The following is a 25,998-nucleotide window of genomic DNA, read 5'->3' as shown; positions in this document are numbered from 1 at the left end:
AATAAATGAACGTAATTCAGGAAATTAATAATGTCAATGATAAATTTGCTACCCAAGGCAGCAAGCTTAAAATTGAGAAAAGGGGAGAGAAGTTAAATATTAGAGGTTCACTACCTTCGAAAGATGATAAAAACAACTTTAAAATTCAAAGAATATCTCTTGGAATAAAGGCTGATATTTCTGGATTAGAGGAAGCTAAAAAAAAATTACAATTAATCAATTTACAACTAGAATTAAATCAATTTGATTGGATTAACTGGATAAGTAACCCTAATAAAAAGGAAATAAAAAATGATTCTGAATTTCCAAATAGATTAAATCAATTTGAGGAATTTTTCTTTAAAGAAAGAAAAAATGAATATCTAAACAGCACTAGAAAAACTACTTGGAGAAGCTCTTACAAGCCATATTTAAAAAGAATTCTTCATATTTATAATGATTATGACAATGAAGATTTAGAAAATATATTTCAAAAAACACTTGAAAGTTATAAGGAAGGTACAAGAAGTAGGAAACAATGCGCTACTTCTTTAAGTGTTTTGGCTAAGTTTTTGGACATTAAACTACCAGAAGATTGGAAATTAAACTCTAGAGGATATGGTCTGAACAAAGCAGGATTTAGGGATCTACCTAAAGACGAGTTAATAGAGAAACTTTGGGAGACGATACCAAACAAGTCTTGGAAATTTGTTTTTGGTTTGATGGCTACATATGGATTAAGGAATCATGAAGTATTTTTTTGTGATTTAAGTTCTCTTACTAATTTGGGGGACAAAATTATTAGAGTTTTACCTACGACTAAAACTGGGGAACATCAAGTTTGGCCATTTCATCCTGAATGGGTGGAAAAATTCGAATTATCAAAACTTGGTAACAATCCAGAACTTCTACCAAATATTAATAGAGACCTTAAAATTACAACCTTACAAAATATTGGAAAAAAAATTACAGACCAGTTTAAGCGTTACTCTTTACAAATAAAACCTTATGATCTAAGGCATGCTTGGGCAGTAAGAACAATTTTTTATGATTTACCTGATACTGTGGCTGCCAGAATGATGGGACATTCGGTTAGTTTACATACTCAAACTTATCACCACTGGATTACTAAAAGAGATCAACAACAGGCAGTAAATAATGCACTTTTAAAGGTTAAAAGAGTTAAAAATATTTAAAGATTTATAATAATTAAATAAAAATAAGGGACATATGCGAGAAAAACCTTCATCTTCCGAGAAAATATTTAACCTCGATAATCAAGCAAATAAACTTGGAATGGGAGGTAAATTATCACCGGATAGTGATGAGAGCTCATATAAAAAAAGAATGCAGCAAAGAAAAGATATTCAAGCCGAAAGACTACAAATTAGAAAAACAAAAAAAGGGTTATTGATTGTTTTCACTGGAAATGGCAAGGGCAAGACAACTGCATCTTTAGGTATGGCTTTAAGGACGATAGGGCACGGTTATAAAGTAGCAATAATTCAATTTATCAAAGGAGGCTGGACCACTGGAGAAGAAAAAGCTCTTAAAAACTTGTCTTCAAACATATCTTGGCATTCATTAGGAGAGGGATTTACTTGGGAAACACAAGACAGAATAAGAGATGAAAAATTAGTGCAAGAGGCATGGCAACTAGCCAAAAAATACATTCAAAATGAATCTTATAAACTTATCATTCTTGATGAAATTAATATTGCGACAAAACTTGGTTATCTTGCACCCGAAGAAATAATCACTTTCTTAAAAAGCTTAAAAAATAGAAAAAATCATATTGTTTTAACTGGAAGGGGAGCATCTGATTCAATTATCAATTACGCGGATCTAGTTACAGAAATGAAACTAATAAAACATCCATTTAAGGAACAAGGAATAAAAGCACAAAAGTGTGTTGAATTTTAGTTGCAGTAAATTATTATATATATTTTGTTTAGGCAGGTTTAGAAATGTTTAAAGACGCAAGCAATATCTGAACAAAAAATAAATTTGGTGCATTTACTTGCTAAGGTCTTAAAAGTACAATTATTGAATGACTTACAAAAGAGTTCTCTTAAAACTTAGTGGTGAAGCACTAATGGGTGAAAAACCTTATGGTATTGATCCTGCTATAGTTCAGTCAATTGCAGAGGATGTTTCAAAAGTAGTCGATAATAATGTGCAACTTGCAATAGTTGTTGGGGGCGGGAATATTTTTAGGGGGCTTAAAGGGTCTGCAGATGGCATGGATAGAGCGACAGCTGATTATGTTGGGATGCTAGCAACAGTAATGAATGCTATTTCACTTCAAGATGGTTTAGAAAGAGTAGGAGTTGCAACCAGGGTGCAAACTGCAATAGAAATGCAGGAAATTGCTGAACCATATATCAGAAGAAGAGCTATGAGACACCTTGAAAAAGGGAGAGTTGTGGTCTTCGGAGGTGGATGCGGAAATCCATTTTTCACAACTGACACTACAGCGGCTCTGAGAGCAGCGGAGATAAATGCTGAAGTTGTCATGAAGGCGACCAAAGTTGATGGAGTATATAATTGTGATCCTAATAAATTTAAAGATGCAAAAAAATATTCCTCTCTAAGTTATCAGCAAGTTCTTAGCGATGAAATCGCAGTAATGGATAGTACTGCAATTGCACTATGCAAAGATAACAATATCCCTATCATGGTATTTGATATATTCAAAAAAGGGAACATTTCCAAAGCTGTTGCTGGGGATCCTATAGGTTCATTAATTAGTTAAAGCTTATTTAAATTTTTTATTATGAAAGAACAAGAAATTCAAGAAAATATGAATAAAAGTATTGAAGCTACACAAAGAAACTTTAATACAATTAGAACAGGCAGAGCTAATGCTTCATTGCTAGACAGAGTAAGCGTTGAATACTACGGAGCAGAAACACCAATAAAAGCACTTGCCACAATAAGCACTGTTGATTCACAAACAATTTCAATACAACCGTTTGATATTTCATGCTTACAAGCGATAGAAAAATCTATTTCTATGAGTGATTTGGGTATTACTCCAAATAATGATGGTAAAGTAATAAGAATAAATGTTCCTCCTTTAACAGAAGAAAGAAGAAAAGAATTTTGTAAATTAGCCTCTAAATATGCAGAGGAAGGGAAAGTAGCTTTAAGAAATATCAGAAGAGATGCTGTTGATAAAGAAAAAAAAGAAGAAAAAGATGGCCATATTTCTATTGACGAATCGAGAGATAATCAATCTGAAATTCAGAAAATTACTGATAAATATATTGCCTTAATAGAAACTAAATTGTCTGAAAAAGAAAAGGAAATTCTAAAAGTTTGATAAGATTTGACGTTGCAATAATTGGTGCAGGTTTATCAGGATCTTCCACCGCTCTTAACCTATCAAAGAAAGGATATTCTGTTTTAATTATCGAAAAAGAAAAATTCCAAGATTACAAACCATGTGCAGGCGGGATGGCATCTTCAATGCAAAGATTTCTTCCTTTAGATATAAAAGATTCCATAGAATCAAAAATCAAGAATGTTGAATTCAGATGGAAGGCGAAAGATAATGTAACCGCTGATCTGACTGGCGAATCCCCATTTTGGATTATTAAAAGAGAGAAGCTTGATCAATTATTACTTGATGAGTCCCTGATTAATGGAGCTCAGATAATGAGACCATTATTAGTAGAAAAAATCATAAAAAAAAATGCTAAATGGGAAATTACTTGCAATAACAAAATAAAATATATTACAGAATTTCTTGTGATTGCAGATGGGTCTCAATCGCAATGGGCGGGTTATTTCAATTTAGGGCCAAGAAAACCGAAATTTGCTAACACAATCTCATTAAGATTGAAAGGGTTAGGTGAAATACCAAGAGATGCAGTTAGATTTGAGTTTGGATTTATAAAATATGGTTTTGCATGGGCATTTCCCCTAAGCGAAAGCTTAAATATTGGTTTAGGTACTTTTATAAATAATGGTCTCCTAGAAAATCAGGCTATAAATAAACAAGTAATCAGAAGCTTCGGTTTTGATGATTTTCCTCATAAAACAATTAGTAAGAAACTAAGAATATGGAATGGCTTCCACTCAATTAATGGTGACAAAGTTTTAGCGGTTGGCGATGCAGCATCTCTATGTGATCCATTTTTAGCTGAAGGCATTAGACCATCTTTAATTAGCAGTTTTTATGCTGCAGAATACATAGATCAGTGCCTATCAGGAAAAATAGATGATTTAAATCTTTATACGAAAAAAATTAACAACATTTGGGGGCAATCAATGGCTTGGGGGAGGAGAATAGCCCAAGTATTCTATAGATTTCCCAGAACTGGATACCAATTAGGTGTAAAAAGAAAAACAGCACCTAAACGTATTGCCCAAATATTATCAGGAGAAATGAGTTATGAAGATATCGCAAAAAGGGTTATCAGAAGACTTTTAACAAAAAGTGTAACTTAATTCTTTTTCAATTCAAACTTAAATTTAGTTAGCAGAAATCAATTTATGATTTTTAATTTCTGAATATCTCTTAAGTAGCAGCTCTTCCAATTCTTCTATAGCCTTACTGAATCCAGTGATACCTTCACTAAGCTTTTCACTTGCCATTTGATCTTCTAACATACTTAATCTGAAATCTTTTTCTTCAAATTGGTAGTCAATAGAATTATTTATTTGGGTACTTACATCTAATTTTCTAACTAACTCTCCTTTTTCTTTTTTCAGTTCCTCAAGGAATTTTGGTGCGATTGTCAAAAGATCGCAACCTGCTAATTCTTTTATTTCATCAAGATTTCTAAAACTCGCTCCCATTACTTCTGTCTTGAATCCCTTTTCTTTAAAGTACTTGTATATTTGCGTAACCGAAATAACACCAGGGTCTTCAGCACCAACAAAACTAGTTTTACCGGTTTTCGCTTTATGCCAATCCAATATACGGCCAACGAACGGAGAAATTAGAGTTATCTTTGCATTGGCACAAGTTACCGCTTGGCAGAAGTTAAAAAGTAAAGTTAAGTTGCACTTAATACCCTCTTTTTCCAAAATTTCAGCTGCCTTAATTCCCTCCCAAGTTGCAGCAATCTTAATCAAAATTCTTTCCTTTTCAATTCCAAAATTTTTATAAAGATTGATCAATTTTCTCGCTTTTTCTACCGTAGCTTCGGTGTCAAAGCTCAGTCTTGCATCAACTTCTGTAGATACGCGCCCTGAAATAATTTTCAATATTTCTGTTCCAAAAAATACTGAAACTTGGTCAACAGTTTCTTTAATTAATTCAATGTCGGAGAATCCTTGGGGCAATGCATTTTCTGAACTTTCTAAAGCTTTATCAATTAATTTCACATAATCAGGATTCTTGGCGGCAGCAAGTATTAGCGATGGATTGGTAGTGGCGTCCCTTGGTTGAAACTTTTTTATCGAATCTAAATCTCCAGTATCAGCAACAACAACGGTCATTGAGGACAATTGTTCTAAAATTGATTTCATATCTAGATAATCATATATATACATAAACTAGCTTTTATTCCTGATGAAATCATCAGAAAATGCACTAAATATTTATAAAATTGGAAAATTTTAGGGTTTTTTAACAATCATTCCATGATCTCTAATCTTGGGAGGTATTTTTTCAATTACTATCAAACTCTCGATAATTTCTTTCGCAACTGGTACAGCAACAGTTGAACCATATGCATATGATTTAGATGGCTCATCGACGACTACAAGGACAGCATATTTTGGATCATTAACTGGTAAGGTCGCGACAAAACTACAAACTTTTTTGCTTGTATAGGAACCATTTAAGGCTTTTTGAGAAGTGCCCGTTTTCCCCGCTATCCTGTAACCCTCGATTTTTACTCCAGATCCACTACCTTTATCAACTACGCTCTCCATCCATTCAAGAACAGTTTTAGAAACCTCGTGAGAAAAAAATTGCTTTTTTGGATTTTGATTAATTCTTTCTTTGAAAGTTGAGGTTACATGAGGAGTCACTTCAAAACCCCCATTTGCTAGAGCCGCATGAAGTTGAATCAATTTAAGTGGGGAAATTGAAAAACCTTTACCAAAAGAAGTTACGGCAGGCTCAATTGATTGATTTACAAATAAATCTTTTCTCTTTAGTTGGCCAGCAGTTGATTCAAATAAGTCAGTCTCTAAATTTTTATTTATACCTAAATTTTCTAGCCAATCCCAATAAATTGTGGGGTCTAAATTTTGCATTATTTTTACCATTCCAACATTACTTGAAACCTGCAAAACTTTTGGATAGTCAATGTATCCATTACCTTTTTTATCCCAATTAGAAAGTGTCCATCCTCCAACAGTAATTTTTCCAATATCTTCAACCACTCCATCTTTCAGGATTACTTTTTCTTCTAAAGCCAAGGCAAGATTAATAGGTTTAAAAGTTGAACCAGGCTCAAATAAATCTTGAGAATACCAACCCCTAAAAAGTCCAGAATCATGCTGCCAAAATTTATTTGGATCGTACGAAGGGACTGTAACCAAGGAGAGAATCCGGCCATTATTAACATCCATAACCATGGCAAATCCCTTATTTGCTTTCCATTTGCTTACTTGCCTTGATAATGCTTTGAATGACGCTTTCTGTAATTTTGAATCTATAGTTAGGCCTAAACTTTTGTAATCAGAAATAAAATCACCTGGGGCTGAATTATCCGGGAGAGGAGTTCCATCTCCACCTCTTTTTATTAAATTACTTTTATTAAAAACTTTAATTTGATTATCTAAATGAAGCTCTAAACCTGCTGAAGCTATATTCTCATCATTAACAAAACCGACAAGATTAGAGTAAAGCTCGCCTTGTGGATAATATCTCTGCGAATATTTAAACAAATCAAGTCCGCTTATTTGAAGGTTCTTAATCTTTTCTGCCTTTTCTTCGGAAATTTTATCCAAAAGCTTGATTCCACTCATTTTATTATTAAATTTACTCAAGAGTATTTCACCATTTATATCCAAGATAGGTGACAATTTTTCTGTAACTTCTTCAATACTGCGAACTCTGTTAATTGAATCACCAGGAAAATTAAAATATTTTGGATGGGCCCATAATTTATAGAGCGTTTTATCATAAGCAATTAGTCTATTATTTCTATCAACAATTGCTCTCCTTTTTTTTAAGGCGTTAGTTTTAGAAGACTGTAATAATCTAGCTTTCCTTTGCAAATCAGAGGCGTTAAAGACTTGCAATTTAACTAACCTACCAAACAAACAAAATATCAATAGTAAGCTAAAAAAATAGAGGAATTTAAATCTTCTTTGATCAAGGGGTATTAGACGAACAATTTTTTTGTATTTTTTCATCAATATCCCCTTTGATATTTGCTATCACTAAGCCCTTCAATGAAACTATTTAAATTTTTCTTATATAAACTTTCTTTTTTTTCTGGCAGTTTATCTAGATAGATTAAATCTTCAGGTTTAGTTTTTCTATAAATATTGAGAGACTCAAGTTCACTAATATAAAATTCCTCAATTTTAGAAATATAATCAATGAGATTATTATTGATAGCTCTTGTTTTAGATAAGTTTCTAAATGTATTTGACCATTTTCTTTGACTATTAAAAGACAAGAAAAATAAGGTAAAAATCAATACCAACAAAGAGATATTTATGGTGTCGAAAATTTGATGTATTAATTTGATATTTAGTATAGATATTTTTTCAAAACTTTTTTGACTTTGGTATGAAACTTTTTCTTTTAAATTAAATTGATTCTCATAAGCTTTCATCTATGATTTATTTATTTAAATAAAAGAAGTGTTATTAATTAAATAAACATCTTTTTGTTTGATTCGCAAGTAAAAAATTAAATTCTTTATGTCCTCAATAAGAACAAATTTAAGAAAGTCAATCCGTTCCATAAAGAATGCATAATCACTGAAGAAAGCAAACTCCCTGAAGCAATTCTTGTAATACCTAGACCTATTCCCAGTACGAATAATGGGGGCATTTCTCCCAAACTTAAATGAGCCAAGGCAAATATAAAAGCTGAAACTATGATGCCTAAAATTATTCCAAAATCTCTTGAAAGAGTTGGGAGTAAAATACCGCGGAATATAATCTCTTCAAATAAAGGAGCTAATAGGGTTGTTGTTACAAATAAGAGAATAAATGATAAGTAATTATTATTATTAAGAACAATTTCAAGCAAAGGGTTACTACCATTCTGATTGTCGATCAGACTATTCATAATTAGAGAAACCAATAAAACAAAAGGAACGATTGTTAACCAACCCTTAATCCCCTGAATAATTGCATCTTTTATTGGCAAATAATTGAACTGAAAATAATCTTTTTTTAAAGTAAATTCACCATCAAAAGATTTAATTTGATAATAAACTATCAATAATGGCGGAATAGCCATAAAAAGATATCCAAAAAATATTTTTAGAGATTGAGACAATTCATTCGATATATTTTTAAAAAAAAGTTCAACTAAACTTATTGAAAACAAAGGTGAAACAACTTCGCCTAAGACAACAAATCCACCTGCGATTAATAAAACCATATCTATTAATTCTAAGTTTAAGCTTTTAATTTCTTTCCACCCAAACTTTTTCAAATATAGAGCTTTCAAAAATATTTTTAAAGATAGAATTGAGCCAAGCAATATTGTTAAAAGTGGTATTAATCTGATGGCTAAAATTTTTAAAAACATTTTGCTTGAAAATGATTTTGTTATTAATGAACTATCATCAAAATCAAATTTCTGGCTTAAAAGGTGATATAAAAATCTATCATTTTTAAATAAATCAAACTTTTTAGAATCAGGTTTATAAGAATTATCATTAAATTTTTTTTCTATCTCATCAATTAGTAAGTTATAGTTTCTATTTTCAAACTCTTTAGATATTTTTTTATAGATTAAAGATTCATTTAATTCTGCAGAAATTATCCGAATTAATTTATTTCTTTCTGTTAGTTCATTAAATGAAACTTGAGATAGTGCATTATTTATTTCATCGACGGGATCATTTGTGATAAAAAAATTCTTAAGATTTGTTGGTATTGATTGAGCCGCTAATTCGATAATTTCCTGTTCTTTTTGACTTATATCAAATGAAACAGATGGTCTATTAAGACTATCTCTTAAGCCTTGTTGCCATACAAAAAAAGTTATGACTAGAGAAATTAAAGCTAAAGAAAGTTTTGTCCTTGAAATATTTTTAAAGATCATAATATATTATAAAGTTCAAAACTATATTTAGTTATCATTGAAATTTCTAATATTGATATACCTATTTTTATCACGCCATGAGATGATTAAATTATTATCTTTCTAAAATTTATATTAATGACTATAAGATTAGTTTTAGTTAGGCATGGATTAAGCAGTTTTAATGCAAAAGGATTAATTCAAGGCAGGACAGATGATTCGTTATTAACTGATGAAGGATACGATCAAGCTCTAAAGGCAGGAAAGGCATTATCAAAAATCAACTTCGATAGAATCTATTCATCCCCTCTTGTGAGAGCAGCAGAAACTGCAAAAACGATTAAAAATAGTTTCAATAAAGAACAAGAAATTATTTTTGATAAGAATTTATTGGAGGTAGACCTTAGTGAATGGTCAGGCCTAAAAATTGATGAAATTAAAAATAAATTTCCGGAAATTTACCCTATATGGAAAAATGATCCAGAAAATCTAATTTTAAAAAGAAGTGATAATAAAACTTATAAACCAATTCAAGAGTTATTTGATCAAGCAAATAATTTTATAGAAGATATTTTGAAAATTTATCTAGACAAAGATGATGTAAATATTTTGTTAGTCGGACATAATGCGATTCTTAGATGTTTAATCCTTTTGTTATTAGGAAAGCCTAAACAAGGTTTTAGAAAAATAAGATTAGAAAACGCTTCTTTCTCAATTCTGAATATTTCAAGCCATAAAAACTCCTTTAAGACACAAATTGAATGCTTAAATCAAACGTCTCACCTTGATAAAAATGTTCCTAGCCAAATTGGAGATTCAAGAATATTTCTAATAAGGCATGGTGAAACAAACTGGAACAAAGAAGGGAGATTCCAAGGCCAAATTGACATCCCCTTAAATGAAAATGGTAAAGATCAAGCTAGAAAGACTTTTGAATATTTGAGAAATATTTCTTTCAATAAGGCATTTTCAAGTTCAATGCATAGGCCTTATGAGACAGCACAAATAATTCTTCAGAATAACAAAGATTTAAAAATAGAAAAAATAGATTCACTTGTAGAAATTAGCCACGGATTATGGGAGGGTAAACTAGAAGCAGAAATTAGAGAAAAGTGGCCTAATTTACTAAAAACTTGGCATGATAAACCTGAAGAAGTAATAATGCCGGAAGGTGAATCTATTAAAGATGTATCAAAAAGGTCCATAGATGCTTTTAATAAAATTTGTTTATCTCAAAAAGATACTGATCTAACCCTTCTAGTCGCTCATGATGCAGTAAATAAAACTCTCATTTGCAATATCCTTGGCATTAACTATTCCAATATTTGGATGATAAAGCAAGGTAATGGTGGCATAACTGTAATTGACCTCTTTAATGATCCCAGTAAAAGCCCTGTTATTAGTACTCTTAACATCACAACACATCTGGGAGGGATAATTGATTCAACTGCTTCCGGAGCTCTTTAAATAAAAAGCTTTTTAAAGCAAATATTTTCGTTTAGTCAAAATCAGAAGTAAGTCTTTATTTTCAAAATAAGCCAACCTTATTAAGAGGCCAAAATCTTAAATAAGCTCTTCCAATGATCTCCTTTTTATGCATAAATTTACTTCCAGGCCAATATCTTCCATCCCAACTATTTGACCTGTTATCCCCTAAAACTAAAAAATGATCTTTTGGAACCCTTAAATTTTCAAATGCACCACAATTATTTAAAAAGGATAATGAGCACTTATAAGATAAATAAGGTTCAGGAATTAATTTATTATTTATAATTACTTCTCCTTTAGTATTTACACTCACAATTTCTCCAGGGAGTGCCACTACTCTCTTAATATAAGCATCGCAAGCTTGATCCCTCAATCCAGGAATAAGAGACATTGGGGGAAAACTCATAAAAAAACAATATCTTTTTTTTGGTAACGGCTTAGATCTCGATGAAACTAGTTTTTCATCAAATGAGTAAGGAGATTTAAAAACCACAATATCTCCTCTTTTTGGTAGAGAGTTCCTCAGAGAGAATTTCTCAATGATCAACCTGTCGTTTATTTGTAATTCTGGGAGCATAGAACCTGAGGGTATATAACGCGGTTCTGCAAAAAATGATCTACAGGAAGAAACAAAAAAAGTCAAGAGAATTAGTAGACCCCATTCTTTTAAAAAATTTTTAACAGAATTTGGCATAAATTTATTAAAATCTTAATTTTTTAACCTTAGATAAATTGTTTGGCATATTCAATTTCGTTAAATCCTAATATTACTTTTTTTTCTTCATAAACCAAAAATGGTCTTTTTATTAATTTGCCATCACTTAAAAGAAGTTGAATAGTTTCGTCCCTTGATAAACAATAAATATCAGTATTAATTAATTTATAGGCTTTGCCTCTCGTATTGAAAATCTTTTTTTTATCTCCTGAATATTGTTCTAAAGCTAAATTTAAATACTTAAATAATGGAGGTTCTTTTACAATATCGATTAATTGGTATTCGAGACCTTCTTTAGATAGCCAATTTGACGCTTTTCGGCAAGTAGAGCATTTTAAATAACCATATAAAATTATTTCTTTCAATTTACTTTACCAAGTGTTGATTTCTTAAGCACTTTAAAGTGTTTCTTTTTTAGGGGTGTACAATTTTTCAATAAATTTTCAACTACATCAAAATCCCTCCAACCATCAATTTGAACTGTTCTTCCATCAAGTCCTTTACTAGTTCTAAAAAATTCAGCAACATCCTCCAACTGATTGGGAGCTATTTGATTAATACTTACTATATTTGCCTGTCTAGGATTTGCCATTGGAACACATAAAAGTTTTCCGTCATAAGCACCACAGTCATGCATGTCCAAAACTCCAATAGGTCTAGCTTTTATTAGACAACCAGCAAAAGTAGGTTCATCCATTATCACCATCGCATCAAGTGGAGCGCCATCATCCGCAAGAGTATTTGGAATGAAACCATAATCAAAAGGGTACCTTACTGAAGAATGCAATACTCTATCTAATGCCATTATTCCTGCTTCAGAACAATATTCATATTTATTCCTACTACCTGCAGGTATTTCAACAACTATATTTACTATTCCCTTCATTGGAGATGGAGGTATCGAACTAATATCCATCTTTTTTAAGATCGTGATTAATAATTACCTCATTTCCTTGAGAAAAAGGTCTTCCAATTAAAATGCTGATTGAAGGTAATATAAATGTCAGAAAGGCAAAAATAATACCTAAAGATGTCATTGATAAACTCCTTATACTTAAGGGGTCATCATCATCTCTATCAAAATCACTTAAAGCAGAACTAAGAGAAGATTCATCGCTTAGTTTACTTTTATTTAAGTGCTTTGGTTTCGTATAACTCAAGAACTATTACTTGGTAAATGTAAAGGAGATAACTGAACATCATTATCCTACATTCTAAATGTCAATAAATCAAAACATTATTTAGTATCTTTTAAATTATTCTTTTCTAGTAAAGACCTAATTGATTTTAATTCGTCTAATACTTGTAACAGTATGTTTTGAGCGGCTGAGGAAGGTGTATTAAATACTTCTACAGTAACCTCCTTGATTCTTAAAATATCTTTTGCAAATCTTGCTACTTCATTAGGATGGAATTTTAAGGGATCTTTTTGATCAGTTCTAAATTCCGGGTTTAATTTTCTTGGATTAAAGCTAGGGTTTAGATTTCTTAAATCAGTATTTGTATACCTATAAACAGAAGCTCTTGATCGATTCAGAAATTTCTGAACTTCATCAATACCTACCAATTCCTCTTCGCTAGAAATATTGGAATCTATATTTTCCATAACCTTAAGAAAATGTTTTAGAAAGATTGAACTTTGTGAAAAGTTTAAACTTCATTACTGAAGAAATTAGCAGAAAGAATATATCTATACTAGTTGCGTTGAGGGACTCAAGACACTTTTGATTTTTTTTTCATCTTAATTGATAAAATTAGTAATTATTAAGTATTTTTTGTATGCGCGTGACTACCTCATTTCCTCTGGGGACACTTCGTGACACACCTTCTGAAGCTGAGATCATTTCACATCAATTACTTTTAAAAGCTGGTTACATTCGCAGAGTTAACAGTGGCATTTATGCATACATGCCAATAATGCTTAGAGTTATTGAAAAGATATCCTCAATAATAGAGAAGGAACTTAATTGTATTGGTTGTAGTAAATTACTCTTACCCCAACTTCATCCAGCAGATTTATGGAAAAAAAGTGAAAGGTGGGAAGGATATACTGTAGGAGAAGGAATAATGTTTAATCTCAAAGATAGACAAGGTAAAGAATTTGGTTTAGCTCCAACTCACGAAGAAGTTATCACAAGTCTTGCATCAGAAATCATTAGCTCCTATAAGCAATTACCTCAATGTTTTTACCAAATTCAGACAAAATTTAGAGATGAAATAAGGCCAAGGTTCGGATTAATGAGAAGCAGAGAATTTATAATGAAAGATGGTTATTCGTTCCATTCTTCAGAGAACGATTTAGCCTCATTTTATGAAAAGATGGATAATGCTTATGAAAAAATTTTTAAATCGTGTGGACTACAGACAGTAGGGGTTGAAGCAGATAGTGGAGCTATTGGAGGTGCTTCATCCAAAGAATTTATGGTCACTGCAGATGCTGGGGAAGATTCCATATTGTTTACTCAAAGCGGTTCTTACGCTGCAAATATTGAAAAAGCTGTTTCTATACCCTCTCAACCTATACCCATAAGAGATAATGTTTCCGGGTGGATAGAAACACCTCAACAAAAAACAATCCTTGAAGTTTGTAAGAATAATAATTTAGACCCTAGTCAGATTATTAAAGTAGTGGTTTTCCTTGCAAAGTTCGAAAGTAAAGTCGAGGTTCCAATTCTTGCATGCATAAGAGGCGATCAACATATTAATGAAGTAAAGCTTTTTAACTTAATAAATAAACTGCATAGTTCCAACCTCCTTAATCTGAAAAAAATTGAAGACAAAAACATAATCGAAAAAAACCTAGTTGATTTACCTTTAGGTTTTATCGGGCCAGACTTAGATAATAAAACTATTCAAGAGAGTTCTAATTGGAATAAAAAATGGACTAGAATAATTGATCATTCTGCAAGTAATCTCTCAAAGTTTATAAGTGGTGGGAATAAAGTTAATTTCCACAGGGTTTTTCAGGAATTTTCTTTTGCTTCAAAAGATTATTTAATTGAAGACATCAGAAATGCTAAAAAAGGAGATAAAATAAATAATGATAGTAATGAGAAACTTAAAGAAAAAAAAGGTATAGAAATTGGACATATTTTCCAACTAGGTCAAAAATATAGTGAAAAATTAAATGCTAAGTTTTCTGATAAAGATGGTCAGTTGAAAAATTTATGGATGGGTTGTTATGGAATTGGGGTAACAAGAATAGCCCAAGCTGCTATTGAACAGAATCATGATCAAAAGGGAATTTGTTGGCCAATCCAGATTTCTCCTTTTGAAGTTATTATTATTCCAACAAATTCAAAGGATCAGATTCAAAAAGAACTTACTGAGCAAATATATAACAATTTTATAATTAATAAAATCGACGTACTTCTTGATGATAGGGAGGATAGAGCGGGTGTAAAGTTTAAAGATGCAGAATTAATTGGAATTCCTTTTCAGATAATTATAGGTAGAGATTCTATTAACAAAGAAGTAGAGCTCATATGCAGGAGAAATAATACTAAATTAAAAATTAATGTCGATAAATTGTTGAAAACATTTATTTCCGAATCAGAAATAATGTACAATAAAAAATCTTAAAGTTAATTTTTGGGAGCTAGGTTATGTTATTGAAATGGACATCAGAATTAATTTTTAAAAATCTCATCAAAGCTATCTCTTTTTCACTTTCCTTGATTGTTGTTTTTACATTATTTAATTCCCCTTCCATAGCTGCAAAAACCTCTATGACAGGTGACTATACAAAAGATACAATTTCAGTTGTTAAAACATTACAGACAGCTGTTGACACCGCAAAAGATTCGCCTAATAAAGATGAGGTAAGAAGTGAAGCTCTTACACTTATAACTGACTATATTTCTAGATATAGAAATAGAGGAATGGTGAACAAAACTCAATCATTTACAACCATGCAAACAGCATTAAATGCTATGGCAGGTCATTACAAAAACTTTGCAAGTAGACCTCTACCAGATAAACTAAAAGAGCGTTTAACCAAAGAATTTTCTCTTGCCGAAAAAATGGTTCTCAGAGAGAGTTGATACAATTCATTTACTTTTCAAAAGTAAACAAAGATTTTTGAATATATTAAATATTCGCACAAAAATAATGCTCTTCTAAAATTGGCCAATGTTGTTGTAATCGGAGCCCAGTGGGGTGACGAAGGAAAAGGTAAAATAACCGATTTACTTAGTCGTTCGGCTGATGTTGTCGTACGCTACCAAGGGGGAGTAAATGCTGGTCATACTATAGTTGTAGATGATAAAGTCTTAAAATTACATCTAATTCCTTCAGGGATACTTTATAAAAATACTACTTGTTTAATTGGATCGGGAACAGTTGTAGATCCAAAAATCTTGCTAAAAGAAATTGATATGTTAATTAATAATGGAATTAATATCTCAGGATTAAAAATTTCATCAACATCCCATGTGACAATGCCCTACCATCGGATACTAGATGAAGCTATGGAATCAGATAGAGGTTCAAACAAAATAGGAACAACTGGTCGGGGAATTGGCCCAACGTATGCGGACAAGTCGCAAAGGAATGGAATTAGAGTAAGAGATTTACTTAAGAAGGAAAGGCTAAGAGATGTGATCGAAATCCCATTAAAAGAAAAAAACGGTTTATTAGAAAAAATCTATGGTATTAAACCACTTAAAGAAGAAGAAATTATTGAAGAATACCTTGACTATGGGAAAAGATTATCAAAGCATGTAGTTGACTGCACGAGAACAATACATGCAGCTGCAAAGAATAAGAAGAATATTCTATTTGAAGGTGCTCAAGGAACTCTACTTGACTTGGATCATGGGACTTATCCTTTTGTTACCTCATCAAACCCTATATCAGGTGGGGCATGCATTGGAGCTGGAGTTGGTCCCACGCTAATTGATAGGGTTATAGGAGTCGCAAAAGCATACACCACAAGAGTAGGTGAGGGTCCATTTCCAACGGAGTTACAGGGTAGTATCAATGATCAACTCTGTGATAGAGGCAGTGAGTTTGGAACCACTACTGGGAGGAGGAGGAGATGTGGTTGGTTTGATGGAGTTATTGGTAAATATGCTGTATCTGTAAATGGTCTTGATTGTTTAGCAGTTACAAAACTAGATGTATTAGATGAATTAGATGAGATTCAAGTATGCGTTGCATATGATCTGGATGGAGAGGAAATAGACTACTTTCCTACAAATTCAGATGACTTAAAAAAATGTAAGCCAATCTTCAAGAAATTAAAAGGTTGGCAATGTTCCACTGCAAATTGTAGGAATCTATCTGACCTCCCTCAAAATGCCATGAATTATCTTAGATTTTTAGCTGAATTAATGGAGGTTCCAATTGCCATTGTTTCATTGGGGGCCAATAGAGATCAAACCATAGTGATTGAAGACCCAATTCATGGACCTAAAAGAGCACTTTTAAGGTAATTGACCTAACAAAATGAGGGAATCCTTTAGACATTTTGAACAAAATAAAGTAGTAGATCTCATTGGTCTAGGTAACGCAATAGTAGATATCATAGTCAATATTGAAGATCGTTTTCTTGAGGTAAATAATTTAAAGAAAGGATCAATGAATCTCATTAATTCTCATCAATCTCAGAGTTTGTTAAAGGATTGCGAAGTAATCAAACAAATATCAGGTGGATCCTCAGCAAATACCGTTGTATGTTTAGCAGAATTAGGAAATAAGGTGCAATTTATTGGAAGGGTGAAAAACGATGAATTTGGAAATTTCTTTTCTTCTGATATAAAAAAAAGCAAAACTATATTTAATACTCAGCCAATTAATGAAGGAGCTGCAACAGCTCATTCAATTATTTTTATTACACCTGATGCTCAAAGAACTATGTGCACATACCTTGGAGCATCTATAGAGTTTGAACCAAAAGACATTGACTTCAATGTACTTAAGGAAAGTAAATATTTGTATTTAGAAGGTTATCTATGGGACAGCGAATTAGCTAAAAATGCTTTTCTTAAAGCTGCTCAAATTGCAAAACTTTCTAATACAAAAATAATCCTTTCATTATCTGATTCATTTTGTGTAGATAGACATCGAGAGAGTTTCTTGGAATTAATTGATAACTATATAGATATAGTTTTTTGTAATGAGTCAGAGGTGTTAAGCCTGTTTAAGAAGGATAAATTAGATAACTGTAAGGTAGAGATCTCTTCCTTATGTGAATTAGTCGTAATAACTCAAGGTAGTAATGGTTCTCTAATAATTAACAAAAATAATGTCGAAGAAATTAAGTCAATGAAGAAAGGGAAGGTTATTGATACTACAGGAGCGGGAGATATTTATGCTGGAGGATTTATTCATGGATTAATAAATAATTATTCCCTCAAAAAATGCGGAGAGATAGGTTCAATTTGTGCTGGGCAAATCATTACTCAATTAGGATCCAGATCCAATATTGATCTTAAAAAGTTAATAAAATAATTTTAATCAAATAGTTTTATTCAACCAATCATAATATTTCATCTCAGCATGGTATTTTTTGTAGATAATTTGGGGAGTATCATATGTAGAATTTTTATGTAAGAAATCAATTAAATCATCTTTAAATTCCGGTTTACTTTTTATTGTGATCTCAAACTCTTTAGTTTCTTCAATATCATCATCCCACTCATAAATTGAAAAAATTTGCTTCATAGAAACACAAACTGCAAGTTTATTTTTTATGAGTAACCTAGCCAGTCGCCAAGCATTTCTTTTACTTGATTCAGTTGTGATCAATATTAATACTTCCATAATCAATTAAGCTTCAATATTTACTAATTATGTGATCTATCAAATTCTCGTACTGATAGAAAGAATAAGAATAATCATTTTTTAATTTTGGCCTTTTAACCAAAAACAACTTCATCTTACTTCCAGAAATAATTCTTTCCCAGTTTTTCTGAGCATAACTTCCAGAATCCCTGCATAGTACATAGTCTATCTCCCAAAAATCACAAAGTTTTTTTTCTAAAATACCTTCCTCATTTTTACTCGGTTCCAGTATCGCTATATTTGAATTTTTTATACATGATCCAAACGCTTTAGTTATACTTTCATAAGTTGGAAGCACTCTTGTAAAAACGTTTGCTTTACAATTCATATAGTAATAAGCAGTGTCGTCGAGAAATCTTGATCCTATTGCAAGAAGAATGTTCTTATTTTCTAGATCTCCTTTATTTATGTCCTTTAAGTTATCAATGTAATTGAAATTTTTTGCTTTATTCATTAAAGATTTCCTCTCAAATACTAAAAGAGGTGTATTAATTTCCTTACAGGCATTATTAAGATTTTGAGAAATTATTAGAGCAAAGGGATGAGTAGCATCTATGACAAATTTTATTCTATTTTTTTTTATGAAATCAATTATTTCTTTTTTATTATTTAATTTACCTGTAATGATATGTAACTTTGGATTTTCAATATAAGCTTTACCTGCTCTAAAAGTTAAAACACTTGCAAAAACTGAATAGTCAAGTTCAACAAGCCTTTTTACTATTACAGGTCCATCAGAAGTTCCTGATAGGATCCAAACATTTTCATAGCAATTTTCTTGATTTTGCATCAGTATGTCTTTAATTAAATAGAAGTTAATGAATCATTGTTTAATTCAAGCGGTAATTAATAGCGCTCCCAAAATGAGGTATACAAAAGAAAACCAAACTCCAATTGCAGAAATGATTGTTAATTTTAAAGGATTACGTAGTGAAGATCCAACCAGAGAGCTAAAGATTTTAGGTTGGGGCAATATTGCCCAAGAAATGATAGACGAACTAAAGGAGGGACAAAACATTGTCATTGAGGGTCGTCTTAAAATGAATTCAGTCACTAGAAAAGATGGAACTAAAGAAAAGCAACCAGAACTTACAGCCTCCAAAATACATCAAATAACTCCAGTGGAGACTATCAAGCCCAATCAAAAAGAAAATAATGGATCAATTGATAAAAAAGAAAATAACAAAAATTCTAATTGGGATAGCTCACCTTTAGTACCTGAAGTGGACGAAATACCTTTTTAAATCAAATATCAACATTATTTCCCTGAACACTTATAATTAGTTTGCTTATTTTTCTTTCTAGAGCAGCAAGTTCGCTTCTAATCTCTGGCCATTTACCCTTGTCAAGATTCTCCAAGAGCCATGCTCTGTCTTGATCTAGTTTTAGAATTAAATCGCCTTGATTTGAACTATCAGAATCTTGCATAATGCTTATTAGCACATTTAAAAATCATTCTACTAGATCAAAATGAAGAAATACTTATCACCTGGAAACTTAATCGTTACCACTGGAGGTATCTTAGCTTTTGTTGGAATGACTGCTTATTTTACAGACTCAGTAAACTTAAGTGTACCTACTTTTTTTTATGGAGTACCTATTTTTCTAATTGGCTTAGGTTTAAAGACATCAGAAATACCCCCTGCAGAATTATTAGACAAGACAAATTTTGCGACAAATAGATTCAAAAGGCCAAAAGAATTAACAGCGCTTGTGAAAGATGTCACAAGATGGAGGTATGGGATAAAAGCCCATCTTGAATCTTCATTAGAAGCTTTAAATTTGTGGGACGAGGATAATCCTCCTCAGCTCAAAGAAATAGAAGAAATCACAAAGGAAGAGAAGAATGGTCTCAGAATGCGTTTTGAATTAAATGCTGTTCCTCTAGAAAAATGGATAGAGAAACAAGAAAGATTAAATAGGTTTTTCGTAAAGGGTCTTGAATCAGAATTTATTATCGACGATAATAAAAAGGAATTTGATTTTATTCTCTTTTATAAAATATAGGCATATATTTATAAAACCTAATTTCTTAATTCAATAAAGTTTAAATAATTTTTAATAATGAATGATTCTCAAAGAGTATCAATATTAAGCGAAGCACTCCCATATATACAAAGTTTTTCAGGTAGGAAAATTGTTATAAAGTATGGTGGTTCGGTAATGGAGCAGGATGATTTAAAAAAGGCTTTTTTTAGAGATATAGCTCTTTTATCAAGCGTGGGAGTCTGCCCAATCGTAATTCATGGAGGAGGTCCCGAAATTAACAATTGGTTAAACAAATTAGAAATATCTCCTAAATTTGTAAATGGATTAAGAATTACTGATCAAAAAACAATGGATATTGTCGAAATGGTTCTTATGGGTAGGGTTAACAAACAAATTGTAAAAGGCATTAATAAAACAGGATCTCTAGCGGTGGGAATATCGGGTCTTGATGGGAACTTAATTCAATCAAGGGAATTAGGAGATGGGAGCCATGGTTTAGTGGGAGAGGTTACAAAAATCAATTCTGAAATACTAGATCCTCTTATTTCTAAAGGATATATCCCTATTATTTCAAGTATTGGATCAACCATGCAGGGTGTTTCACATAATATTAATGCAGATTTTGTCGCTGGAGAAATTGCCGCTGCAATCAATGCAGAAAAACTAATACTGCTTACTGATACTCAGGGTATTTTAAAAGAAAAAGATAACAAAAATAGTCTTGTTGAAAAAATGAATCTTAAAGAAGCAAGAGATTTTATTGATAAGAAAATTGTCACTGAAGGAATGATTCCAAAGACGGAATGCTGTATAAGAGCTTTAGCCCAAGGAGTCAAAGCAGCTCACATAATCGATGGCCGAATAGAACATTCATTACTTCTTGAGATTTTTACAAATTCTGGAATTGGAACAATGATAGTTGCTTAACTCATGAAAACTTATGAGCAGGTTTTAGAAACAGTAGAACTTGCTTTAGCTAAAGGTGAATATCATTATTGCATTGAATTCCTTTTACCAATAATCGAATCATTTCCTTTATCCAGTAAAGAAGGAGTAAATTTAAGAACGATTTTAATTACTGCTCTTTGTGGTATCAATAACAAGGAGGAGGCAAAAAGATTTTGCAAAGAACTTCTCAAATCTTACGATAATAAAACAAGAGAAAATGCAAAATATTTGATGGAAGTTATAGATTCTCCTGATATTAAAAAACCAGAAAATTGGAACGTTGAGTTTGAGTGCAACCCATCACTAAATAAAAAATCTCTTAACTCACTCCGCAAAAAGAAAGAGGTAATGGATAAAAAGAAATTTATCAATATAACTGATACTCCAACTGGTACAACTAAACCTTTTCAGAAGGGATTTTCACTGATCATCTTTTTAATACTATTATTATTAATTCCACTCTTAAGTGGCTGCGTTAAAATTGAAAATACCCTTGATCTTAGTGAACTTGATTCAATAACTAATAATCTTGTGATAGAGAGTAAATACATTAAAAAATTCCCTTGGCAGATAAAATTTGAGGATAAAATTACAGATATTTTTCCTGATGCAGAAATTACAAAAGAAGAATCAACTTTTTCTCTGAAATATAAAAATCTTAATCTAGAGAATGCAAAACAAGTTCTTAAAACAATCCAAAATACGGCAGGAGAATTGGCGGGAGGATCGACGAATATAGAAATCAACACCACTCAAAAAGACTTCATTTTTTTTAAGGAATACTTTTATAGGGTGGATATAGATCTCAACTCTATTCAAAATATTGATGATTTAGAACTCATTTTCAAAATTATAAACCCAAATAAAGCCAAACTTACTGGTAAAAACGATTCGAATTTAGAGATCACAAGAAATCTAATAATTTGGAATTTAAATCTAGGTCAGATGAATAGTCTAGAATTTTCTTTCTGGAGCTGGAACAAATTGTTAATTGGGATATCTATTATTTCAATAATAGTAATATTGGCTTATTCATTAAGATTCTATAGATTTAAGTTAGGGACAGATTTACCTCAACTTCCATCAAAATAGTTACAACTCCGCTGGATTAACATCAATTGTTAAAAAAACATTTTTTGGAATAAGTTTCCATAATAATGACCTATCCGGCAAAGGTATCTTTGAATCTTCAGGACCATGAATTAATATCTGCCATCTAAATTTTTTCCCAACTTTAGAAATTAAACTAGGGGCAGGGCCAATTAATTTCCAGTTATTTTGTTCACAAAAATTCAGTAGATATTTTGCCACTTTAATTGAAATTAATTCTGTTAATTCATAATTTTCACCCGCTAACTTAAGTAAGCAAACCTTACAAAATGGGAATAAATTAGCTTCTTTTCTCAATTTAGAAGTTTCATTCAAAAAGCGTTCATAATCTCTTTTCTTAAGGTATGAAATTACAGGATGGTTTGGTTTATATGTTTGAAAAATAACTTTTCCTTTTTTTTGAGCTCTACCAGCTCTACCAGCCAATTGCAAAAATAATTGTAATGACTTTTCTTCCGCTGAAATATCTGGACGATGGAGCAATCCATCTGCCGCGATCACTACTGAAAGCGTAATATTCGGGATGTCGATCCCTTTTGCCAACATTTGAGTTCCCACAAGAATATCAGCATCACCTTTAGAAAACTTTGAAAGAATTTCTCTATGACCATCTTTATTTGAAGTTGTATCACGATCAAATCGAAGAACCCTTAAGTCAGGGAATTCTTCATTTAAAAACTCCAAAACTCTTTGAGTCCCTATTCCGAAAGGCTTGAAAGCATTCGAATTACAATCTGGACAATGATTGATCATTCTCGATTTGTGATCACACCAATGACAACTTAACCATTTTTTACCTTGTGAACCAAGATGAACTGATAAAGGGACATCACAGTTGGGACACTTTATTAGGTATCCACAATTTCTACAACTTAAAAATCCACTATGCCCCCTTCTAGGTATCAAAATTATTGCTTGTTCATTTTTTAAGCGCAGTTGGGGAAGCAAGTCTAATAATTCACTGGATAAAATTTTCATATTTCCCTTCTTAAATTCATCTCGCATATCAACAATTCTTATTTCAGGCATCTCATTCCTAGATATCCTCTGAATCATTCGTACCAATTTAAAGTTACTTTCATAAATACATTTTTTCCAAGTCTTCATTGATGGGGTTGCGCTTCCAAAAACTAACTTTGCAGAATTCCTTTTTACTATTTCAACAGCAACATCTCTTGCGTCATAACAAGGCATGGGGCTATCTTGTTTATATGAAACATCATGTTCTTCATCCATAATTATTAATCCTAAATTTTTAATTGGAAGAAATACTGCGGACCTTGTTCCTATTACTATTAGCGGTTCATTCGTATTGATGATTTTCTGCCAAACGAACGTTCTATGACGAGAAGAGCAATTACTATGATATTCATAAACAACATTATTAAATCGGCTACTAAATCTATCAATAAGTTGAGGAATCAGGCCAATTTCTGGGGCCAGTATCAAACAACTTTTTTTATTAAGCAATTCATCTTCAGACATTCTCATATAAACTTCTGTTTTACCTGAACCTGTTTCACCCCAAAGCATTAACACATGGCCAGGTTGCATTGCTTGAAATTCTTGAAATGCAATTTCCTGCTCACTTGTAAGATTTGGTTTTTTTATTGCAATAGGATCATTTTGAAAGAAATTTAATTTAGGATTTATTGTTTTTTTTCTTTTAAATTTAACAAGGTAATTTTTACTGACCATTGAGTTAATAAGAGTGTAACTAAAACCAGACTTGATTAATTCACTTTGCCAATTACCTTTTTTGGGCAAAGTATTTATTAATAAGAATTCTTTCTTGGTCAATTGATTTTTTCTTATATCTAATTCTTTACTGGTTCCAATCCATATTTGATCTTTAAAACCCTGAACAATTTTCTTATGTTTACCAATCCAGCCTGGTGGAAATGCCGTTTTAAACATTTTTAAATTACTAACCATATAAAAAGAAGCTAGTGACTCTATCAATTCTCTCCACAACTGATCAATTATTTTTTTCTGCAAAATACCTTCAACAAACAAATATTTTATACTTCTTTTTCCAGTAATATTTGTTTCATCTTTATTGATTTTCGAAAAGTTTTCTTTGGAGATCACCAACCCATTTAATAACCTCCCTCTAAGTTTTACAGTTACAATATCCCCAACTTCTACACCAAGATTATTTCCATCTAAATAGTAAAAGCTATCACTAACACTGCCTATATCAAGCAAAACCTCGAATTTAAAAGAGATATTTGATAACTGATTACTTGCCGGCTTCAAAACTTTTTCTTAGTATTGGATTGTTGAACATTCCACAAAGTGTTTTTTGCACATTGCTAAGTATCCTGTTCTTAAGGGAGACATGAAGCTTTGATCATTGAGTTAAAATTCAAAACCTGATCTGCCTGTCTGAGAAATCCCAAGACTTTTTACTTTAGGTAATCTATAGCACTATTTAAATTTTTCAACATTTAGAAAAACTTTTTTTATTCACATTTCGTGAAAAAGTTATTTAAACATCAAATGGGATTTTTACTACTAAATGTACAAATTAGCCCTAAATAAAATTTTATCTAGTTAAATTCACCGTAGAAAGGAGTCAATTATGTGTCCAGTCGCAGCAGAATCAAAGAATTCTAACTCTAGTGCAAAAAAAAAGATTAATAAAAAACTTAACAGTAATTCAGAAACTGTAGTTGAAGAAGATAGTAATAAAAATAGTCAAAATATACATTCATCTTCAGCTTTAAACGGAACCAGCATAGAAAATAATAATGAATTTAATGATTCTGAGGAAGAAGATAAGGGTCTTGGGAACATAAAGCTTGGGCCAAAAGGTATATATACTGAAGATTCAATAAGAGTATACCTCCAAGAAATTGGGAGGATTAGACTTTTAAGACCAGATGAAGAAATTGAACTTGCAAGAAAAATTGCTGATTTACTCCAATTAGAAGAACTAGCCACTCAATATGAGTCAGAAAAAGGCCATTTCCCATCTGTTAGAGAATGGGCCGAATTAATAGATATGCCTCTTCCTAAATTCAGAAGAAGACTCTTGTTAGGAAGAAGAGCTAAAGAAAAAATGGTTCAATCAAATTTAAGATTGGTTGTTTCCATTGCAAAAAAATACATGAATAGAGGTTTATCATTTCAAGATTTAATACAAGAAGGAAGTTTGGGTCTTATTAGGGCAGCAGAAAAATTTGACCATGAAAAAGGTTACAAATTCTCTACTTATGCTACCTGGTGGATTCGCCAAGCCATCACTCGAGCAATCGCAGATCAAAGTAGGACTATTAGATTACCAGTTCATTTATATGAGACAATATCCAGAATAAAAAAAACCACAAAAGTTCTTAGCCAAGAATTCGGAAGGAAGCCAAGTGAAGAAGAAATTGCTGAGAGTATGGAAATGACAATTGAAAAATTAAGATTTATTGCTAAAAGTGCTCAGCTACCTATTTCTTTAGAAACTCCTATAGGTAAAGAAGAAGACTCAAGACTTGGAGACTTCATTGAGGCAGATATAGAAAATCCAGAGCAAGATGTTTCTAAAACTCTGTTAAGAGAAGATTTAGAAGGAGTCCTAGCAACTTTAAGCCCAAGGGAAAGGGATGTTCTTAGATTAAGATATGGAATTGACGACGGAAGAATGAAAACTCTTGAAGAAATTGGACAGATTTTTGATGTGACTAGAGAAAGAATTAGACAAATAGAAGCCAAAGCCCTCAGAAAACTGAGACATCCAAATCGAAATGGGGTTTTAAAAGAATATATAAAATAAAAATAGTTAAATATAATTTTTAGCTTTGGAAAGTTGCAA

28 protein-coding genes are annotated in these 25,998 nt (G+C 31.6%); 15 read left to right on the top strand and 13 right to left on the bottom strand.

Annotated features, from left to right (window positions below; genetic code table 11):
- The first annotated feature begins 5 nt into the window (after positions 1-5).
- The 5 genes from SOI86_RS09475 (at position 6) to SOI86_RS09455 (ending at position 4,434) form a co-directional block, all read left to right on the top strand.
- A complete protein-coding gene (locus SOI86_RS09475) occupies positions 6-1,175 on the top strand; it encodes a site-specific integrase (RefSeq protein WP_320681559.1) in 1,170 nt (389 codons plus the stop codon).
- 34 nt (positions 1,176-1,209) lie between these two features.
- Positions 1,210-1,902, top strand: a complete 693-nt coding sequence (cobO, locus tag SOI86_RS09470) for a cob(I)yrinic acid a,c-diamide adenosyltransferase (RefSeq protein WP_320681558.1) — start codon at positions 1,210-1,212, stop codon at positions 1,900-1,902.
- 127 nt (positions 1,903-2,029) lie between these two features.
- The gene (gene pyrH / locus SOI86_RS09465; protein WP_320681557.1) at positions 2,030-2,734 is read left to right on the top strand and encodes a UMP kinase; all 705 of its coding nucleotides are present in this window, start codon (positions 2,030-2,032) and stop codon (positions 2,732-2,734) included.
- Between the two features lie 21 nt (positions 2,735-2,755).
- A complete protein-coding gene (gene frr, locus SOI86_RS09460; protein ID WP_320681556.1) occupies positions 2,756-3,304 on the top strand; it encodes a ribosome recycling factor in 549 nt (182 codons plus the stop codon).
- Positions 3,301-4,434: an NAD(P)/FAD-dependent oxidoreductase gene (locus tag SOI86_RS09455; RefSeq protein WP_320681555.1), complete on the top strand. Its 1,134-nt coding sequence runs from the start codon at positions 3,301-3,303 to the stop codon at positions 4,432-4,434. The genes frr and SOI86_RS09455 overlap by 4 nt, the downstream gene beginning before the upstream one ends.
- A 24-nt stretch (positions 4,435-4,458) precedes the next feature.
- On the opposite strand, the gene tal is transcribed toward SOI86_RS09455, so the two are convergent.
- The 4 genes from tal to SOI86_RS09435 form a co-directional block, all read right to left on the bottom strand.
- Entirely contained in the window at positions 4,459-5,460 is a 1,002-nt protein-coding gene (gene tal / locus SOI86_RS09450) for a transaldolase (RefSeq protein WP_320681554.1), read from the bottom strand.
- Positions 5,461-5,550: 90 nt separating this feature from the next.
- Positions 5,551-7,302, bottom strand: a complete 1,752-nt coding sequence (locus tag SOI86_RS09445; protein ID WP_320681553.1) for a penicillin-binding protein 2 — start codon at positions 7,300-7,302, stop codon at positions 5,551-5,553.
- Positions 7,302-7,730, bottom strand: coding sequence for a hypothetical protein (locus SOI86_RS09440; RefSeq protein WP_320681552.1), 429 nt, complete (start codon positions 7,728-7,730; stop codon positions 7,302-7,304). Before SOI86_RS09440 ends, SOI86_RS09445 begins: the two co-directional genes overlap by 1 nt.
- 86 nt (positions 7,731-7,816) lie before the next feature.
- Positions 7,817-9,178 (bottom strand): type II CAAX endopeptidase family protein, encoded by a 1,362-nt coding sequence (locus SOI86_RS09435; RefSeq protein WP_320681551.1) that lies wholly within the window; start codon positions 9,176-9,178, stop codon positions 7,817-7,819.
- A 117-nt stretch (positions 9,179-9,295) separates the two neighbouring features.
- Here SOI86_RS09435 and SOI86_RS09430 point away from each other — a divergent pair, with 117 nt between their 5' ends.
- Complete coding sequence (locus SOI86_RS09430) at positions 9,296-10,624, top strand: histidine phosphatase family protein (protein WP_320681550.1); 1,329 nt, start codon at positions 9,296-9,298, stop codon at positions 10,622-10,624.
- A 61-nt stretch (positions 10,625-10,685) separates the two neighbouring features.
- Here SOI86_RS09430 and lepB read toward each other — a convergent pair whose 3' ends face one another.
- From lepB to SOI86_RS09405, 5 genes are all read right to left on the bottom strand, one after another.
- On the bottom strand, positions 10,686-11,339 hold the full coding sequence (gene lepB / locus SOI86_RS09425) for a signal peptidase I (RefSeq protein ID WP_320681549.1): 654 nt from the start codon (positions 11,337-11,339) through the stop codon (positions 10,686-10,688).
- Between the two features lie 29 nt (positions 11,340-11,368).
- Entirely contained in the window at positions 11,369-11,725 is a 357-nt protein-coding gene (locus SOI86_RS09420; RefSeq protein ID WP_320681548.1) for a Spx/MgsR family RNA polymerase-binding regulatory protein, read from the bottom strand.
- Positions 11,722-12,276, bottom strand: coding sequence for an inorganic diphosphatase (locus SOI86_RS09415; RefSeq protein WP_320681547.1), 555 nt, complete (start codon positions 12,274-12,276; stop codon positions 11,722-11,724). The genes SOI86_RS09420 and SOI86_RS09415 overlap by 4 nt, the downstream gene beginning before the upstream one ends.
- The gene (locus tag SOI86_RS09410; RefSeq protein WP_320681546.1) at positions 12,266-12,520 is read right to left on the bottom strand and encodes a hypothetical protein; all 255 of its coding nucleotides are present in this window, start codon (positions 12,518-12,520) and stop codon (positions 12,266-12,268) included. Before SOI86_RS09410 ends, SOI86_RS09415 begins: the two co-directional genes overlap by 11 nt.
- A gap of 77 nt (positions 12,521-12,597) precedes the next feature.
- A complete protein-coding gene (locus tag SOI86_RS09405) occupies positions 12,598-12,966 on the bottom strand; it encodes a resolvase (RefSeq protein WP_320681545.1) in 369 nt (122 codons plus the stop codon).
- Positions 12,967-13,139: 173 nt separating this feature from the next.
- Between SOI86_RS09405 and SOI86_RS09400 the strand changes: the two genes are divergently transcribed.
- From SOI86_RS09400 to SOI86_RS09385, 4 genes are all read left to right on the top strand, one after another.
- Entirely contained in the window at positions 13,140-14,942 is a 1,803-nt protein-coding gene (locus SOI86_RS09400; protein WP_320681544.1) for a proline--tRNA ligase, read from the top strand.
- A 23-nt stretch (positions 14,943-14,965) separates the two neighbouring features.
- Positions 14,966-15,403, top strand: coding sequence for a photosystem II protein Psb27 (gene psb27 / locus SOI86_RS09395; RefSeq protein ID WP_320681543.1), 438 nt, complete (start codon positions 14,966-14,968; stop codon positions 15,401-15,403).
- Between the two features lie 81 nt (positions 15,404-15,484).
- Entirely contained in the window at positions 15,485-16,795 is a 1,311-nt protein-coding gene (locus SOI86_RS09390; protein ID WP_320681542.1) for an adenylosuccinate synthase, read from the top strand.
- Positions 16,796-16,808: 13 nt separating this feature from the next.
- On the top strand, positions 16,809-17,813 hold the full coding sequence (locus tag SOI86_RS09385; RefSeq protein ID WP_320681541.1) for an adenosine kinase: 1,005 nt from the start codon (positions 16,809-16,811) through the stop codon (positions 17,811-17,813).
- Positions 17,814-17,819: 6 nt separating this feature from the next.
- Here the strand turns inward: SOI86_RS09385 and cutA are convergent, their stop codons facing one another.
- Both cutA and SOI86_RS09375 read right to left on the bottom strand, forming a co-directional pair.
- Positions 17,820-18,125, bottom strand: a complete 306-nt coding sequence (gene cutA / locus SOI86_RS09380; RefSeq protein WP_320681540.1) for a divalent-cation tolerance protein CutA — start codon at positions 18,123-18,125, stop codon at positions 17,820-17,822.
- A 13-nt stretch (positions 18,126-18,138) separates the two neighbouring features.
- Positions 18,139-18,936 carry a precorrin-6A/cobalt-precorrin-6A reductase gene (locus SOI86_RS09375; protein ID WP_320681539.1) on the bottom strand — a complete coding sequence of 266 codons (798 nt, stop codon included), beginning with the start codon at positions 18,934-18,936 and terminating at the stop codon, positions 18,139-18,141.
- Positions 18,937-18,964: 28 nt separating this feature from the next.
- Here SOI86_RS09375 and SOI86_RS09370 point away from each other — a divergent pair, with 28 nt between their 5' ends.
- Entirely contained in the window at positions 18,965-19,390 is a 426-nt protein-coding gene (locus tag SOI86_RS09370) for a single-stranded DNA-binding protein (RefSeq protein WP_320681538.1), read from the top strand.
- Position 19,391: 1 nt separating this feature from the next.
- Here the strand turns inward: SOI86_RS09370 and SOI86_RS09365 are convergent, their stop codons facing one another.
- A complete protein-coding gene (locus SOI86_RS09365) occupies positions 19,392-19,574 on the bottom strand; it encodes a hypothetical protein (RefSeq protein WP_320682527.1) in 183 nt (60 codons plus the stop codon).
- 42 nt (positions 19,575-19,616) lie between these two features.
- Here SOI86_RS09365 and SOI86_RS09360 point away from each other — a divergent pair, with 42 nt between their 5' ends.
- The 3 genes from SOI86_RS09360 to SOI86_RS09350 are packed head-to-tail and all read left to right on the top strand — an operon-like array spanning position 19,617 to position 22,175.
- The gene (locus SOI86_RS09360; protein ID WP_320681537.1) at positions 19,617-20,153 is read left to right on the top strand and encodes a DUF2854 domain-containing protein; all 537 of its coding nucleotides are present in this window, start codon (positions 19,617-19,619) and stop codon (positions 20,151-20,153) included.
- A gap of 57 nt (positions 20,154-20,210) precedes the next feature.
- The gene (gene argB, locus SOI86_RS09355) at positions 20,211-21,062 is read left to right on the top strand and encodes an acetylglutamate kinase (protein WP_320681536.1); all 852 of its coding nucleotides are present in this window, start codon (positions 20,211-20,213) and stop codon (positions 21,060-21,062) included.
- Between the two features lie 3 nt (positions 21,063-21,065).
- Complete coding sequence (locus SOI86_RS09350) at positions 21,066-22,175, top strand: DUF3153 domain-containing protein (RefSeq protein WP_320681535.1); 1,110 nt, start codon at positions 21,066-21,068, stop codon at positions 22,173-22,175.
- On the opposite strand, the gene priA is transcribed toward SOI86_RS09350, so the two are convergent.
- Positions 22,176-24,452, bottom strand: coding sequence for a primosomal protein N' (priA, locus tag SOI86_RS09345; protein ID WP_320681534.1), 2,277 nt, complete (start codon positions 24,450-24,452; stop codon positions 22,176-22,178).
- Positions 24,453-24,777: 325 nt separating this feature from the next.
- On the opposite strand from priA, the gene rpoD reads away from it, so the two are divergent.
- The gene (gene rpoD, locus SOI86_RS09340) at positions 24,778-25,959 is read left to right on the top strand and encodes an RNA polymerase sigma factor RpoD (protein WP_320681533.1); all 1,182 of its coding nucleotides are present in this window, start codon (positions 24,778-24,780) and stop codon (positions 25,957-25,959) included.
- The last annotated feature ends 39 nt before the right edge of the window (positions 25,960-25,998 follow it).

The sequence above is a fragment of the Prochlorococcus sp. MIT 1314 genome, from assembly GCF_034093315.1.
Lineage (GTDB): Bacteria > Cyanobacteriota > Cyanobacteriia > PCC-6307 > Cyanobiaceae > Prochlorococcus_A > Prochlorococcus_A marinus_Y.
The sequence above is the reverse complement of the archived record's forward strand: the minus strand, read 5'-3'. Positions and strand labels throughout refer to the sequence as shown.

Bases quoted from the DNA above. Each gene is read 5' to 3' on its own strand.
- SOI86_RS09405 (WP_320681545.1), bottom strand. From the start codon at position 12,966: ATGGAAAATATAGATTCCAATATTTCTAGCGAAGAGGAATTGGTAGGT.
- SOI86_RS09365 (WP_320682527.1), bottom strand. From the start codon at position 19,574: ATGCAAGATTCTGATAGTTCAAATCAAGGCGATTTAATTCTAAAACTA.
- SOI86_RS09360 (WP_320681537.1), top strand. From the start codon at position 19,617: ATGAAGAAATACTTATCACCTGGAAACTTAATCGTTACCACTGGAGGT.
- tal (WP_320681554.1), bottom strand. From the start codon at position 5,460: ATGAAATCAATTTTAGAACAATTGTCCTCAATGACCGTTGTTGTTGCT.
- cobO (WP_320681558.1), top strand. From the start codon at position 1,210: ATGCGAGAAAAACCTTCATCTTCCGAGAAAATATTTAACCTCGATAAT.
- psb27 (WP_320681543.1), top strand. From the start codon at position 14,966: ATGTTATTGAAATGGACATCAGAATTAATTTTTAAAAATCTCATCAAA.
- argB (WP_320681536.1), top strand. From the start codon at position 20,211: ATGAATGATTCTCAAAGAGTATCAATATTAAGCGAAGCACTCCCATAT.
- cutA (WP_320681540.1), bottom strand. From the start codon at position 18,125: ATGGAAGTATTAATATTGATCACAACTGAATCAAGTAAAAGAAATGCT.
- SOI86_RS09445 (WP_320681553.1), bottom strand. From the start codon at position 7,302: ATGAAAAAATACAAAAAAATTGTTCGTCTAATACCCCTTGATCAAAGA.
- SOI86_RS09435 (WP_320681551.1), bottom strand. From the start codon at position 9,178: ATGATCTTTAAAAATATTTCAAGGACAAAACTTTCTTTAGCTTTAATT.
- SOI86_RS09370 (WP_320681538.1), top strand. From the start codon at position 18,965: ATGAATCATTGTTTAATTCAAGCGGTAATTAATAGCGCTCCCAAAATG.
- SOI86_RS09440 (WP_320681552.1), bottom strand. From the start codon at position 7,730: ATGAAAGCTTATGAGAATCAATTTAATTTAAAAGAAAAAGTTTCATAC.
- SOI86_RS09475 (WP_320681559.1), top strand. From the start codon at position 6: ATGAACGTAATTCAGGAAATTAATAATGTCAATGATAAATTTGCTACC.
- SOI86_RS09350 (WP_320681535.1), top strand. From the start codon at position 21,066: ATGAAAACTTATGAGCAGGTTTTAGAAACAGTAGAACTTGCTTTAGCT.
- SOI86_RS09415 (WP_320681547.1), bottom strand. From the start codon at position 12,276: ATGGATATTAGTTCGATACCTCCATCTCCAATGAAGGGAATAGTAAAT.
- frr (WP_320681556.1), top strand. From the start codon at position 2,756: ATGAAAGAACAAGAAATTCAAGAAAATATGAATAAAAGTATTGAAGCT.
- SOI86_RS09400 (WP_320681544.1), top strand. From the start codon at position 13,140: ATGCGCGTGACTACCTCATTTCCTCTGGGGACACTTCGTGACACACCT.
- SOI86_RS09375 (WP_320681539.1), bottom strand. From the start codon at position 18,936: ATGCAAAATCAAGAAAATTGCTATGAAAATGTTTGGATCCTATCAGGA.
- SOI86_RS09430 (WP_320681550.1), top strand. From the start codon at position 9,296: ATGACTATAAGATTAGTTTTAGTTAGGCATGGATTAAGCAGTTTTAAT.
- SOI86_RS09385 (WP_320681541.1), top strand. From the start codon at position 16,809: ATGAGGGAATCCTTTAGACATTTTGAACAAAATAAAGTAGTAGATCTC.
- rpoD (WP_320681533.1), top strand. From the start codon at position 24,778: ATGTGTCCAGTCGCAGCAGAATCAAAGAATTCTAACTCTAGTGCAAAA.
- lepB (WP_320681549.1), bottom strand. From the start codon at position 11,339: ATGCCAAATTCTGTTAAAAATTTTTTAAAAGAATGGGGTCTACTAATT.
- pyrH (WP_320681557.1), top strand. From the start codon at position 2,030: ATGACTTACAAAAGAGTTCTCTTAAAACTTAGTGGTGAAGCACTAATG.